We start from the raw sequence: 15,622 nt of genomic DNA on the forward strand, positions 1-15,622 counted from the left end.
TTGCCATCACAAGACGGTCGCTAGATAGCTTCGACGAAGCCCGAAAACCTTCGATTGGACCGATAAAATAAGGTTAATTTGCTGTTAGCCCTTGCTTTGCTGCGACTGCGAGCACACAATCGAGATGGTAACATATTTTATTGCCGCACGCGGCCGGCCTCGGGGTGCAGCTTAGGGCATAGGCCCAAGTTTGCCGCAATTTGATTGCTGTGTAATGCGAGGGCAAAGTGCATAAATTGATCCCGGCGGAAGCCGCTCCGGCTGAGCATGTGGCGCTGATCAAGCAGTCTCCCTTGTTCAATGAGGATTGGTATCTGCGCACCTATCCCGACGTCCAGATATTGGGCGTGGATGCCGCGGCGCATTATCTGTGGCTGGGGTCGCTGCTGCGGCGCGATCCGTCGAGCGAGTTCAGCACCAGCGGCTATCTGGAAATGAACCCGGATGTGGGCGCGGCGGGCATGAACCCGCTGCTCCATTATGTGAAGAACGGGCATCGCGAAAATCGCCGGCTCGGCCCCCGGCGTCGCGCGCTTGATCCGGCGTCCTGGAAGCAGGGCGATGTCGCTGTCATCGCCGACGCGCCATCGGTCCTGCTGTGCGCGCATGAGGTCAACGCGCATATGTTCGGCGGCGAACGCAGCTTCATCGACATGCTCGATGCGCTTGGTCAGTTGCGCCTCAACATCTATGTCGCCGTGCCCAAGGAAGGCAATCCCGACTATATCGAATTGCTGCGGTCCAGATCCTGCGGCCTGTTCGCCTTTCCCTATGGCCAATGGACCAAGAATCGCGGGCCGGACGAAACCTCGATCGAGGATTTCACGCACATCATCGAACAGTGCAATATCAGCCTGGTCTATTGCAATACGATCGTGCTGGTCGATCCGCTGATCGCCGCGCGCAGGGCCGGGCGAGTGACGGCGATCCATGCCCGCGAGCTGATCGACCATGACGAACATCTGTGCAACCGCATGGGCATGGATGCGAAGGGCATTATCGACCGCATCCTGCATCAGACCGACTATGTGATCGCCAATTCCGCCGCCACGCAAAAGCTGTTTGAACGCAGCAAGCGCAGCTTTCACGCGCCCAATGTCGCGAAGGTCGACGCGCTCGACATGGCTAATGTCGTGCAGGACCGGATCGTCTTCGGCATCGTCAGCTCGAACATCCCCAAAAAGGGGATCGCCGATTTCGTCGAGGTCGCGCGCCGCGCGGAAGCTGTGGCGCCCAACGCCTTCTTCCGCGTCATCGGCCCCGAAAACGACTATGTCGCCGAGCTCAAGGCCGCCGGCCTGCCAGGCAATCTGGAGTTTGCCGGCTATGCCGACACGCCGGCCGAGGCGATGGCGCAGCTTAACGTGGTGCTCGCCCTGTCGCATTTCGCCGAATCCTTCGGCCGCACCGTCGCCGAAGCGCAGGCCGCGCGCCGGCCGGTCATTGCCTATCGCTGGGGCGCGGTGCCCGAACTGATCGACGACAACCAGACCGGGTTCCTGGTGGACCACAAGGATATCGACGCCGTCGTCGCGCGGGTGGCAACGCTGTGCCAGGACCCTGATCGCATCGCCACCATGGGGGAGGCTGGCCGCGAAAAGATCCTGCGCCAGTTCGCGCCCGTCGTGCTGCGCAACAATCTGCGCCATGCGCTTTCCGTCATGTTGCACGAGCCGGTTCCGCTGCGCATCGACGAAACCCGCCGCCTGACCATCATCGTGCCCGTCTATAACGCGCCCGAAGCGGTCGAGCGTTGCCTGCAATCGGTGCTGACCCGCACCGACCTGACCCGCCACCGGGTGCTGATGATCAACGATGGCAGCAGCGACGAGCGGGTGCAGCCCCTGCTGGAGCGTTTCGCGCTCAACCCCGGTTTCAACCTGCTCGTGAACCCGCAGAATATGGGTTATACCCGCACCATCAATCGCGGCATCGCCTGGGCCGGGGATGACGACATATTGCTGCTCAACAGCGACACCATCGTCCATGACGGCTGGATCGAGGGCATGCGCAAGGTGGCGCTGGGCACGCCCAAGGCCGGCACCGTCACCGCCATGGGGGACAATTCGGGCAGCTTTTCCTTTCCCACGCCCAATATCGTCAATCCCCGGCCCGAAGGCCTTTCGCATGACGAATGGGCGCACCGGATCATCAGCTTCACACAGGAGTCCGATCCCATCGACGTGCCGACCGGCAACGGTTTCTGCATGTATATCCGCCGCGACCTGATGGATCATATCGGCCTGTTCGATGAAGAGGCTTTTCCGCGCGGCTATGGCGAGGAAAACGACTTTTGCATGCGGACGATCAAGGCCGGGTGGAAGAATTTCATTTCGCCCCACGCCTATGTCTTCCACCAGCGCACCGCCAGCTTCGGCGCGGAAAAGGACGGCCTTATCAAGACGGCGATGGAGATCGTCCATCAACGCCATCCCGATTATGCGCGCAAGGTGAAGGCGGCGTTCGGATCGGGCAAGATGAAGCAGCTGCGCGCGCTCGCCGCCAGGGCCTATGAGGAGGATGCCGTCGCCACCCGTCCGGCCTGGCGCGACGCGCCGGTGGGCGAGCCTGTGGACGCCAGCGTCCATCGCGTCGGGCCTGAGCGCCGCTTCCTGTCGCTCAACCAGACGATGATCGACTGGCACAGCCTGCGCAGCAACGCGCCGCAGCGCGATCCCGACCTCGTGTCGATCATCGTGTGCGTCTACAATCAATATTCGCTGACCAACAAATGCCTCAATGCGCTGGTGCGCCAGTGCGGCCGCGCCAAGGTCGAGATCATCATGGTCAACAACGGCAGCGATGAGGAAACGTCGGGACTGCTCGATCAGTGGGCGGAGCGGGACGGGCGCATCAGCGTCATCCACAATTTCGACAATCTGAACTTCTCGCTCGGCAACAATGTCGGCTTTGCCGCGTCGCAGGGCGGGCGCATCATCTTCCTCAACAACGACACCGAAGTGCAGCCCGGCTGGCTGGAGCCGCTGCTGGCGCCGCTCGCCGACTCGCAAGTCATGGGCAGCCAGCCCAAGCTGCTCTACCCCGATGGCAAGGTGCAGTGTGTCGGCGTGGTCTTTTCGGGCAAGACGCCGCTCGGCTACCCCATCTATGTCGATGAGGACGCCAATTCACCGCTGGTCGCGGACAATCGCCGTTTCCGCGCGATCACGGGGGCCTGTTTCGCGATGCGCGCTGTGGATTTCGCCGCGGTCGGCGGGTTCGACCCGATCTTCATCAACGGGCAGGAAGATATCGACCTGTGCTATCGCCTGGGCCATGGCCGCCATGTCTTTGAGTATGCCGCCGGTTCCACCGTCATCCATCATGAAGGCCGGACCAAGGGCAGGGGCCGCTTCATCATCCACAACCGCTACAGCTACACCGCCCGCTGGGGCGAGGCCTTCCCCGGCGACGATGTCGATTTTTATACCCGCGACGGATTTATGGTTGCGGAATATATGATTGATCGTCCAGAACTGGAGACCGAAGGCATCGCCTGCTGGCGGGCGCGGATCGAGGCGAAGGGGTGATAGGGGATAGGCGGGCGTAGCTCGTTCCCTAGTCACGACGAGCAGATCAATTTGAAAGAACGGAATTTAATGGGTTTAGATGTCCGCCCGAACCTGATCATAGCTGGAGCGCAGAAAGCAGGAACAACGACGCTGGCAACCCGATTGGCAGCGCACCCCCATATCTTCATGCCGCCCGAAAAAGAGCTAAATTTCTTCTCCAAAAACCAATGGTATATGGAGATAGACTCCTATCTGCGTCGCTATGCCAATTCAGGAAACTATGCGTATAGATTAGACGCGACACCCGGATATTTGTGGACGGAACGCGACGACAACCGGTTTGTCCAATTGCCCCGTCCAGTTAAACCGCCAATTCCAGAATCGATAAAATCCTTTTTAGGTATAGAAACAAAGATACTTGTGATCTTGCGCCATCCTTCGCTGCGCGCAATTTCTGCTTTCTTCCATCAATTTCGCATGGGAAGATTGAAGACAAGTGATCGTATCCGAAATCTTCCGAAGAAATTTGGTATCGTTGATATAGGTTTCTATTCGGATCATATTGAGAATTATCGAAGTGTCTTTTCTCAAGACCAAGTCAGGGTGTTTTTTTTAGAGCAATACGGCAAAGACAAACCGTATTTTGACAGTCAGATTTTCGGCTGGCTCGGACTGGACGCCGACCTTGCTGTTCACGATACGTCGAAAAAATCCAAGGAAGACAGTAACGCCAACTTTCGCATCACATATGACGGTGGCGTATTAGCATTCCAAGACGGCATCGAGCAGGTTCGTCGACTGAAAGCCTCCGATGGGCGATACAAGAAAATGCTTGAGATTGAACCACCAGTGGTGGAACCGGAGGATATTGAGTTCCTTAATAGAGTTTATGCAGGTGAAATTCTTCGTATGCATGCTCTTTATCCGGACACGGTGGATATTTGGGGCACCAGCCCGACCTTGGCTGACTATTGAATTTTGTGGGGGGTGTGCTGGTGCAAGCGAAAAGCAAAGACAGTCAAATCGTTGAACTGTTGAGAAACTTCGGCATAAATCACAATCTTGCGGCAAAGGATATTGCCCGCTTTTGGGGGGACTTGGAACCGCCCGCCCGGATTGCCGAAACGCGCGTCTTCCACGATTTTTCGATGGGAGCATTTTCCTATGTGAGCGGCGGGTTTTTGTATCACACGCATATTGGCCGTTACAGCTCTCTCTCCAATGGCTTGCACATCGGTCAGGGCAATCATCCGATTGACTGGCTGAGCACTCATCCATTTCAGTATCAGGGCGGTATTTTTGATCTTCGGGAGGGCTTTGAATTCAAGGAAGCCTATGATGCGGATCGTCAGGCCCATGTAAAAAATGCTGTTCTGGGAAGGCCTCAACCTACACGGATCGGCAATGACTGCTGGATCGCACATGGGGTGTATATCAAGAATGGCGTCACGATCGGCGATGGCGCCGTCATTGGCGCGCGCAGCGTGGTGACGAGAGACATTCCTCCGTACGCAATTGCAGTCGGTTCACCGGCGCAGGTTCTGAAATATCGTTTTGACGAACCGCTTATCGAGCGACTGTTGCGGCTCAAATGGTGGCGGTTTGCGCCTTGGCAAATTCGCAGCATTGATTTTTCCAATCCTTCGCACGCACTGGACGGCTTGGAGCGGCTGATCGACGACGGGCTCGAAGAATATAAGCCGGAGAAATTCAAGGTTCTCCGAAGCTAGACTGATCCCACGCGTCTCTACTGGAAATGGGCATAGTGGCCTTCCAGATTGCCGGCGACCATTTCTGCAAGTCTGGCCACCAGGCGCGCCAATCTGTCATTGCTCCTGCCGCATTCCTCAATGATGTCGCGGCACGTTTCGATCTGTTGCTCAACAGTCAGATGGCGGATTTTTGTCTGTGGGGGCATGTTCACATCCTCGGCAACCTAAATGCCCTGACGTCGTCGCCTCGGGAATGCTCAATTCAGATAGGCCCTTCTGCCCTATATGTCAATTAAATAGATAGACTTTATCTAACTGGAGCGCGTGGTCCGGATTTTTATCCTCCTGTCTCTCTGCATAGGTCGTGCACACATGGATCAGTTTGAGCCTGTGCACGTTCCCATCCCATCGCACGAAAGGTGATCGGGATATGATTATGCGAGTCACACGCCTCAAATATGTCTTCCCCATATATGGCTTGATGGCCGTAGCGGCGTGGGCACAGCCTCAGCAGCGCCTGTCTCTGGATTTCGACCAGAAGCAGAGCATGAAGGCCAAGGGCGCAACCGCCATCCTCGACCCGCGCACCAATCAGGAATTTCGCGCTACGATCGACAAGGGCACGCGCGCGGCGGAGCGGCCGGAGGTCGTGTCACAGGAGTGCCATACGCCGCCCAGTTGCCTGCGCGTCTCGCTTGACCCCAGCGCCAAGGGCGCGGCGAAAAACAAGATCATGTACAGCTTCTGGTCCCATTATAAGCCGCTGCCGGGCGGCGAGCAGGGGCGGATGGTCATTGGTGACGATCGAGTGACGCGCATCCGCTTCGCGATGAAGCTGGGCGAGGATTATGACACGCCCCCGCATCAGATGATTCACTTCCAGATTTTCCAGCCCAAGGAAAAGGGGAAGGTGAACAAGGTCAAGAGCGTCAACCCCGGCGGCCCGATCCTGTCGCTACGCATCGTCCCGCAATCCCGACGCAAGAATAAATCGCCCGGCGTCGAGGAGTTCATCATCGTCGCCCGCAGCCCCGACGCGCAGAATCTCAAATATTATGACAAGCGCGACGCGGGCGTGCTGTTCCGCGGCCAGGTGCGCAAGGGGCAGTGGAATGACTATTCCTTCGTCCTGCAATCGGATGACCGGAATGGCGAGATGATCGGGCGCGTCGGCTTCTGGCTCAACGACGTCAAGAAGTTCGACCGGCCCGTGGAATGGGGGTTCGATCCCGCCCGCTACGGCGTCAGTCCGAAGCTCGGCTTTGAGCTGGGCAGCTATCGCAGCGCCGATCCCAGCGGCCACCAGACCGTCTATTTCGACGACATCCGGCTCGACCGCTGACAGCTGGTTACAGCACATAAGAAATGCCCGCCGGCGCATTGCTGCATCGGCGGGCTCTTTTTGCGCCTGTGACGGCGCGGGGGCTTGGGAGCCGCACTCTAGATAGGGTGCGGCTCCGTCCTTTTCAAAGGGCTCAGCCCTCGTCGCTCTGCTGCAGATAATCGCCGGCGTCCGCGTCGGTGCCGTGGGTTTCCCCTTCGACCATCGCCAGCGGATCATTGCCGATCGCCGCTTCGGGACCCTGCGCCAGTTCGGCGGCATGTTCCTCGGCAGCGGTCTTGGGCGCGATCAGATGTGCTTCGTTCGACGCCCGCAGCGCGGCCCGCAGCGCCGCGTCACGCGACGAGGCGGCAACCCGCATCCGGTTCATGCCAGCGCCCGTGCCCGCCGGGATCAGGCGGCCGACGATGACGTTTTCCTTGAGGCCCACGAGCGTGTCCTTCTTCCCCTGAACCGCCGCTTCGGTGAGGACGCGGGTGGTTTCCTGGAAGGACGCGGCCGAAATGAAGGACCGGGTCTGCAGCGACGCCTTGGTGATGCCCAGCAGCACCGGCTTGCCTTCGGCCGGCTGCATGCCAGCGCCCAGCTTGGCGTTCACTTCGTCCATTTCCTCGCGATCGACCTGCTCGCCCACCAGCAAGGTGGTGTCGCCCGACACGGTGATCTCAACCTTCTGCAACATTTGACGAACGATCGTCTCGATATGCTTGTCGTTGATCTTCACGCCCTGCAAGCGGTAGACTTCCTGGATTTCCGCGACCAGATATTCGGCCAGCGGCTCGATGCCGAGCACTTCCAGAATGTCGTGCGGGTCGGGCGAACCACCGATCAGGTTGTCGCCGCGCTTGACATAGTCGCCTTCCTGAACGTCGATCACCTTGCTCTTGGGGATCAGATATTCGACCGGCTCGCCGCCATCCTCGGGATTGATGGCGATCTTGCGCTTCGCCTTGTAATCCTTGAGGAACTGGACGCGGCCCGACACCTTGGCGATGATGGCGTTGTCCTTGGGCTTGCGCGCTTCGAACAGCTCCGCCACGCGCGGCAGACCGCCCGTGATGTCGCGGGTCTTGGCCGCTTCGCGGCTGACACGCGCCAGCACGTCACCGGCCTGAACCTGCGCCCCATCGTCGACCGACAGGGTCGCGCCGATCGCCAGCATGTAGCGAGCAGCTTCGCCGGACTGATCGTCGAGCAGGGTCAGGCGCGGACGCAGATCCTCCTTCGACCGGGCCGAACCGCGATGTTCGGTGACGACGCGCTGGGCGATGCCGGTTGCTTCGTCGGTCTGTTCGGTCAGCGTCTTGCCGTCGATCAGATCCTGATACTTCACGATGCCCGGTTTTTCGGTGATGACCGGCATGGTGAACGGATCCCACTCGGCGATCCGGTCGCCCTTGGCCACCGCGGCGCCATTTTCGAACAGGATCGTCGCGCCATAGGGCAGGCGATGGGTCGCGCGCTCGCGGCCCTCGCTGTCGATGATCGCGATCTCGCCGTTGCGGGCGAGGCTCAGGCGACGGCCATTCTTGTCGGTGATGGTCGGCATGTCGCGCAGCTCGATCGTGCCGTCCGCCACGCTTTCCAGGTTCGACGTTTCGTTGAAGTTCGCCGCGCCGCCGATGTGGAAGGTCCGCATGGTAAGCTGCGTGCCCGGTTCACCGATGGACTGCGCCGCGATGACGCCGACCGCTTCACCGATATTGACCGGCGTACCACGGGCCAGGTCACGGCCGTAGCATTTGGCGCACACGCCCATCTTGCTTTCGCAGATAAGGGGCGAGCGGATCTTCACCGCCTGCGTGCCGATCGCCTCGATCTGCGCGATCATGGCTTCGTCCAGCAACGTGCCGATGGGGATCACCACGCTATTGTCCTTGGTGTCGACAATGTCCTCGGCCGTGGTGCGGCCCAGGATGCGCTCACCCAGCGATGCGATGACGCTGCCGCCCTGGACGATCGCCTTCATCTCCAGCGCCTTTTCGGTGCCGCAATCTTCCTCGACGACGGTGCAGTCCTGGCTGACGTCGACCAGACGGCGGGTCAGATAACCCGAATTCGCCGTCTTGAGCGCGGTGTCGGCCAGACCCTTGCGGGCGCCGTGGGTGGAGTTGAAATATTCAAGGACGGTCAGACCCTCCTTGAAGTTCGAGATGATCGGCGTTTCGATGATCTCGCCCGACGGCTTGGCCATCAGGCCGCGCATGCCCGCCAGCTGCTTCATCTGCGCCTGGCTACCACGCGCACCCGAATGCGCCATCATGTAGATCGAGTTGATCGGCGCCATCCGACCCGTCTTGGGGTCCTTGGGCTGGGCCTTGATCTCGTCCATCATGGCGTTGGCGACCTGATCGCCGCAACGCGACCAGGCGTCGATCACCTTGTTGTACTTTTCCTGCTGGGTGATCAGGCCGTCCTGATATTGCTGTTCATAATCGGCCACCAGCGCCTTGGTCTCATCGACCATCGTCACTTTGCTGTCGGGGATGACCATGTCGTCCTTGCCGAAGCTGATGCCGGCCTGGAACGCGTGGCGGAAGCCCAGCGCCATGATGGCGTCGGCGAACAGCACCGTGTCCTTCTGGCCAGTATGGCGATAGACCTGGTCGATGACGTCACCGATTTCCTTCTTGGTGAGAAGGCGGTTGACGACGTCGAAGGGCACGCGATGCGACTTGGGCAGGCATTCGCCCAGCAGCATGCGACCGGGCGTGGTCTCATACCGCTTCATATATTGATTGCCATCCTCGTCCGTCTGCGGAACGCGGCTGACGATCTTGGAATGCAGCGTCACCGCCTTGGCATAGAGCGCCTGGTGGACTTCCTGCATGTCAGCGAGCAGCATGCCTTCTCCCGGCTCGCCTTCGCGCTCCATCGACAGATAATAGATACCCAGCACCATGTCCTGCGACGGCACGATGATCGGCTTGCCGTTGGCGGGCGAGAGGATGTTGTTGGTCGACATCATCAGCACGCGCGCTTCCAGCTGGGCCTCAAGGCTCAGCGGGACGTGAACGGCCATCTGGTCACCGTCAAAGTCGGCGTTGAAGGCCGAGCAGACCAGCGGGTGCAGCTGGATCGCCTTGCCCTCGATCAGGACCGGCTCGAACGCCTGGATGCCCAGGCGGTGCAGCGTCGGCGCGCGGTTCAGCATCACCGGATGCTCGCGGATCACCTCGTCCAGAATGTCCCAGACTTCCTTGCGCTCCTTCTCGACCCATTTCTTCGCCTGCTTCAGGGTCATGGACAGACCCTTGGCGTCGAGGCGGGCGTAGATGAAGGGCTTGAACAGTTCGAGCGCCATCTTCTTCGGGAGCCCGCACTGGTGCAGCTTGAGCTCAGGCCCGGTCACGATGACCGAACGGCCCGAATAGTCGACGCGCTTGCCGAGCAGGTTCTGGCGGAAGCGACCCTGCTTGCCCTTGAGCATGTCGGACAAGGACTTCAGCGGACGCTTGTTAGCGCCGGTGATGACGCGGCCGCGACGGCCATTGTCGAACAGGGCGTCGACCGCTTCCTGCAACATGCGCTTCTCGTTGCGCACGATGATGTCGGGCGCGCGCAGCTCCATCAGGCGCTTGAGGCGATTGTTGCGGTTGATGACGCGGCGATACAGGTCGTTGAGGTCCGATGTCGCGAAGCGGCCGCCGTCCAGCGGAACCAGCGGGCGCAATTCCGGCGGGATGACCGGCACGACGTCCAGGATCATCCATTCGGGCCGGTTGCCCGATTCCAGGAAGCTCTCGACGACCTTCAGGCGCTTGATGATCTTCTTGGGCTTCAGCTCCGACTTGGTCGTCGCCAGTTCCTCAAGCAGGATCTGCTTCTCGCCTTCCAGGTCGAGGTCCATCAGCATCTGCTTGACGGCCTCGGCGCCGATGCCGGCGGAGAAGGCGTCCTCGCCATATTCGTCCTGCGCGTCGAGCAGCTCGTCCTCGGTGAGCAGCTGGAACTTTTCCAGCGGGGTGAGGCCCGGCTCGGTGACGATGTAGGATTCAAAATAGAGGACGCGCTCCAGCTGCTTCAGTTGCATGTCGAGCAGCAGGCCGATGCGGCTGGGGAGCGACTTCAGGAACCAGATGTGCGCGACGGGGGCGGCCAGTTCGATATGGCCCATCCGCTCGCGGCGGACCTTCGACACCGTGACTTCGACACCGCATTTCTCGCAGACGATGCCCTTGTACTTCATGCGCTTATACTTGCCGCACAGGCACTCATAATCCTTGATCGGACCGAAGATGCGCGCGCAGAAGAGGCCGTCACGTTCGGGCTTGAACGTGCGATAGTTGATCGTCTCCGGCTTCTTGATCTCGCCGAAGGACCAGCTGCGGATGCGCTCGGGCGAGGCAAGGCCGATCTGGATCTGGTCGAATGTTTCCGGCTTGGCGACCGGGTTGGCGAAGTTGGTCAGTTCGTTCATTTTTTAGCTCCTAAGCCAAAGGCTTGAGGTTCAAATCTTCGTCCGTTCGCCCTGAGTAGGGACTGAGCTTGTCGAAGTCCCGTATCGAAGGGTCCTTCGATACGCCATTTAGACTTCGCTCAATGGCTACTCAGGCCGAACGGTAATTGCATTTGGCCCGGCTTACTCCGCCGCCTGCGCCATGCCGTCGTCGTCCTCGACCTCGTCCATCGCGGCGAGTTCGACGTTGAGGCCCAGCGAGCGCATTTCCTTGACGAGGACGTTGAAGCTTTCGGGAATGCCGGCCTCGAACGTGTCGTCGCCCTTGACGATCGCCTCATAGACCTTGGTGCGGCCGACCACGTCGTCGGACTTCACCGTCAGCATTTCCTGGAGCGTGTAAGCGGCGCCATAAGCCTGGAGCGCCCACACTTCCATTTCCCCGAAGCGCTGGCCGCCGAACTGCGCCTTACCGCCCAGCGGCTGCTGGGTGACGAGGCTGTAGGGGCCGATCGAACGCGCGTGGATCTTGTCGTCGACCAGGTGGTGCAGCTTCAGCATATAGATGATGCCCACGGTCACCTTCCGGTCGAACTTGTCGCCCGTGCGGCCGTCATACAGGTCCGACTGACCCGATGCGTCCAGCCCGGCGATCTCCAGCATCCGCGACACGTCAGCTTCCCGCGCGCCGTCGAACACCGGCGTCGCCATCGGCACGCCGCGGCCCAGATGTTCGGCCAGGTCGATGATCTGCCCGGCGTCGCGCCGCTCGATCTGGTCGACATATTGCTCGCCATAGGCGTCGAGCAGCCGCTGCTTGACCGCGTCCGGCATTGCGCCCGCTTCCGCGTTCGGATTGGCCTCGCGCCAGTCTTCCAGCGCATGCTTGATCTGCTGGCCCAGGCCGCGCGCGGCCCAGCCCAGATGCGTCTCGAAGATCTGACCGACGTTCATGCGGCTCGGCACGCCCAGCGGATTGAGCACGATGTCGACATGCGTGCCATCCTCCAGGAACGGCATGTCCTCGATCGGCAGGATGCGGCTGATGACGCCCTTGTTGCCGTGACGGCCGGCCATCTTGTCGCCCGGCTGCAGCTTGCGCTTCACCGCGACGAACACCTTGACCATCTTGAGCACGCCCGGGGGCAGTTCGTCGCCGCGCTGCAGCTTGTCGACGCGATCCTCGAACTTCTCGACGATCAGCTTCACCGCTTCGTCATACTGCGCCTTGACGGCTTCGATGCCGGCCTGGCGCTGATCGTCCTCGACCGCGAACTTCCACCATTCATGGCGCTCGACCTCGTTCAGCAGCGCCTCGTCGATGACGACGCCCTTCTTGACGCCCTTGGGCGCGGCAGAAGCGGTCTGGCCCAGCAGCATTTCCTGCAACCGGTTGAAGGTCGCACGGTTGAGGATGCCGCGTTCGTCCTCGCGGTCCTTGGCCAGGCGGTCGATTTCCTCCCGCTCGATCGCCATGGCGCGTTCGTCCTTGTCGATGCCGTGGCGGTTGAAGACGCGCACTTCGACAACCGTGCCGGCGACGCCGGGCGGCAGGCGCAGCGATGTGTCGCGCACGTCGCTTGCCTTTTCACCGAAGATCGCGCGAAGCAGCTTTTCTTCCGGCGTCATCGGGCTTTCGCCCTTGGGCGTGATCTTGCCGACCAGGATGTCGCCCGGCTCCACTTCAGCGCCGATATAGACGATGCCCGCCTCGTCGAGGTTGCGCAGCGCTTCCTCGCCGACGTTCGGAATGTCGCGGGTGATGTCTTCCGGCCCCAGCTTGGTGTCGCGGGCCATGACCTCGAACTCCTCGATATGGATCGAGGTGAAGACGTCATCCTTCACGATCCGCTCGGAGATCAGGATGGAGTCTTCATAGTTGTACCCATTCCAGGGCATGAACGCGACCAGCGTGTTGCGGCCCAGCGCCAGCTCGCCAAACTCGGTCGACGGACCATCGGCGATGACGTCACCCGCATCGATCAGGTCGCCGACATTCACCAGCGGGCGCTGGTTGATGCAGGTGTCCTGGTTGGAACGCTGGAACTTCTGGAGCGTGTAGATGTCGACGCCCGACTGGCCGGGTTCGACATCGCCCGTGGCGCGGATGACGATACGGGTCGCATCGACCTGGTCGACGATGCCGGCGCGCTTGGCGGTGATCGCCGCGCCCGAATCCCGCGCAACCGTGCCTTCCATGCCGGTGCCCACGAACGGCGCTTCGGCCCGGACCAGCGGCACCGCCTGGCGCTGCATGTTCGATCCCATCAGCGCGCGGTTGGCGTCATCGTTTTCCAGAAACGGAATGAGCGAGGCCGCGACCGATACCAGCTGCTTGGGGCTGACGTCCATCAGCGTGATGTGATCGCGCGGCGCCATCAGGAATTCGCCCGCTTCACGCGCCGAAATCAGGTCTTCGGCAAAGCCGCCATCCTCGGTCAGTTCCGCGTTCGCCTGGGCGATCGTGTGCTTGGCCTCTTCCATGGCGGACAGGTAGACGACCTCGCCCGACACCTTGCCATCGACCACCTTGCGATAGGGGGTTTCGATGAAGCCATATTTGTTGACGCGGCTGAAGGTCGCCAAGCTGTTGATCAGACCGATGTTCGGGCCTTCGGGCGTCTCGATCGGGCAGATGCGACCATAATGGGTCGGGTGAACGTCGCGGACTTCGAAGCCCGCGCGCTCGCGCGTCAGACCGCCCGGCCCAAGCGCCGACACGCGGCGCTTGTGGGTGACTTCGGACAGCGGGTTGGTCTGGTCCATGAACTGCGAGAGCTGCGACGAGCCGAAGAACTCACGCACGGCGGCCACGGCGGGCTTGGCGTTGATGAGATCGTTGGGCATCACGGTCGACACATCGACGCTAGACATGCGCTCCTTGACCGCGCGCTCCATGCGCAGCAGCCCGACGCGATACTGGTTTTCCAGCAGCTCGCCGACCGAACGGACACGGCGGTTGCCCAGATTGTCGATATCGTCAATCTCGCCCTTGCCGTCCTTGAGGTTCACCAGTTCCTTGACCACGGCCAGGATATCCTCGGTCCGCAGCGTGGTGACGGTGTCCTCGGCGTCCAGATCCAGGCGCATGTTCATCTTGACGCGGCCGACCGCCGACAGGTCGTAGCGTTCGGGGTCGAAGAACAGGCCGGCGAACAGCGCTTCGGCGGTTTCCTTCGTCGGCGGCTCGCCAGGGCGCATCACGCGATAAATGTCGGACAGGGCCTGATCGCGATCCTCGGCCTTGTCGGCCTTGAGCGTGTTGCGGATCCAGGGGCCGGTCGACACATGGTCGATATCCAGCAGCTCCAGCCGGTCGATGCCCGCCTTGTCCAGCTTTTCAAGGTTCTCAGGGGAAACTTCATCGCCCGCCTCGATATAGATTTCGCCGGTGCTCTCGTTGATGAGGTCATAGGCGCTGTAGCGGCCATAGACTTCCTCGGTCGGAATGAGCAGCGTTTCCAGCCCATCCTTTTCCGCCTTGTTGGCGGCGCGCGGGCTGATCTTCTGGCCGGCGGCGAACACGACTTCGCCCGACTTGGCGTCGACAATGTCGAACGCCGGCTTCATGCCGCGCCAGGCTTCGGCGACATAGGGAATCTGCCAACCGCCTTCGCCGCGCAGGAACACGACCTTGTTGTAGAATTGCGCCAGGATTTCCTCGGCGTTGAGGCCCAGCGCATACAGCAGCGCCGTGACCGGCAGCTTGCGCTTGCGGTCGATGCGGACGTTGACGATGTCCTTGGCGTCGAATTCGAAGTCCAGCCACGACCCGCGATAGGGAATGACGCGCGCGGCGAAGAGATATTTGCCCGACGAATGGGTCTTGCCGCGGTCATGGTCGAACAGGACGCCCGGCGAACGGTGCATCTGGCTGACGATCACGCGCTCGGTGCCGTTGACGATGAAGGTGCCGTTGCCCGTCATCAGCGGCATGTCGCCCATATAGACGTCCTGCTCCTTGATATCGAGCACGGAGCGGGTCTCGGTATCCTGGTCGACTTCGAACACGATCAGGCGCAGCGTGACGCGCATCGGGGCGGCGTAGGTGATGCCGCGCTGACGGCATTCCTCGACGTCATATTTCGGGTCTTCCAGCTCGTAATGAACGAAGTCCATTTCGGCCGTGCCGGCGAAATCGCGGATCGGGAACACGCTGCGCAGCGTCTTTTCCAGGCCCGAAACATAGCCGATCTTGGGGTCGGACCGCAGGAACTGTTCGTAGCTCTCCCGCTGAACCTCGATCAGGTTCGGCATCTGCACCACTTCGTGGATGTCGCCGAACACCTTGCGGATGCGCTTTTTCGCGCCGGTGTTGCTGATGGGGGGAAGAGCCTTGGTCGCCATGCGTGTCCTGCCTTGAGTAATTCGTCGCATATTTTCGCATCGCAGCGAAAATTCAGCCGATCCATGAGCGGGAAAGAGGCGATTCGCCCCGTTCAGCCCACGCAAAAAAGTGCGGGCCGGGACTGTCCGATCCGCACTGCAGCGTCTGAGTAACCCGGGGAAATCGCCCTATTCCTGCCACCGGCCGTGCGCAACGCGGCCAAGGCTCCCGAGCGATCCGGGCGCGGCGTACAAGGGCCATGGGCCATCATTCGCCGACTTTCGAACCGCCCATATAGTCAGGGGCAGGGGACTTGTGAAGAGGGGGAAC

The 15,622-nt window shown here is 60.9% G+C and carries 6 protein-coding genes; 4 read left to right on the forward strand and 2 right to left on the reverse strand.

Features of this window, described 5'->3' with window-relative positions:
- Window positions 1-227 precede the first annotated feature (227 nt).
- The 4 genes from SAB01S_RS14160 to SAB01S_RS14175 all read left to right on the forward strand — a co-directional run bounded on the left by SAB01S_RS14160 (window position 228) and on the right by SAB01S_RS14175 (window position 6,566).
- A complete protein-coding gene (locus tag SAB01S_RS14160; RefSeq protein ID WP_062733732.1) occupies window positions 228-3,530 on the forward strand; it encodes a glycosyltransferase in 3,303 nt (1,100 codons plus the stop codon).
- Window positions 3,531-3,599: 69 nt separating this feature from the next.
- Window positions 3,600-4,487 (forward strand): sulfotransferase domain-containing protein, encoded by an 888-nt coding sequence (locus tag SAB01S_RS18170; RefSeq protein WP_083951357.1) that lies wholly within the window; start codon window positions 3,600-3,602, stop codon window positions 4,485-4,487.
- A 5-nt stretch (window positions 4,488-4,492) separates the two neighbouring features.
- A complete protein-coding gene (locus SAB01S_RS18985; protein WP_281179054.1) occupies window positions 4,493-5,242 on the forward strand; it encodes a CatB-related O-acetyltransferase in 750 nt (249 codons plus the stop codon).
- A gap of 418 nt (window positions 5,243-5,660) precedes the next feature.
- On the forward strand, window positions 5,661-6,566 hold the full coding sequence (locus SAB01S_RS14175; RefSeq protein WP_218016156.1) for a polysaccharide lyase: 906 nt from the start codon (window positions 5,661-5,663) through the stop codon (window positions 6,564-6,566).
- A gap of 133 nt (window positions 6,567-6,699) precedes the next feature.
- Here the strand turns inward: SAB01S_RS14175 and rpoC are convergent, their stop codons facing one another.
- The gene (rpoC, locus tag SAB01S_RS14180; RefSeq protein ID WP_021226320.1) at window positions 6,700-10,986 is read right to left on the reverse strand and encodes a DNA-directed RNA polymerase subunit beta'; all 4,287 of its coding nucleotides are present in this window, start codon (window positions 10,984-10,986) and stop codon (window positions 6,700-6,702) included.
- Window positions 10,987-11,148: 162 nt separating this feature from the next.
- On the reverse strand, window positions 11,149-15,312 hold the full coding sequence (rpoB, locus tag SAB01S_RS14185) for a DNA-directed RNA polymerase subunit beta (protein ID WP_021226319.1): 4,164 nt from the start codon (window positions 15,310-15,312) through the stop codon (window positions 11,149-11,151).
- Between the last annotated feature and the right edge of the window lie 310 nt (window positions 15,313-15,622).

Source organism: Sphingobium abikonense NBRC 16140 (assembly GCF_001598335.1).
Classification (GTDB): Bacteria; Pseudomonadota; Alphaproteobacteria; order Sphingomonadales; family Sphingomonadaceae; genus Sphingobium; species Sphingobium abikonense.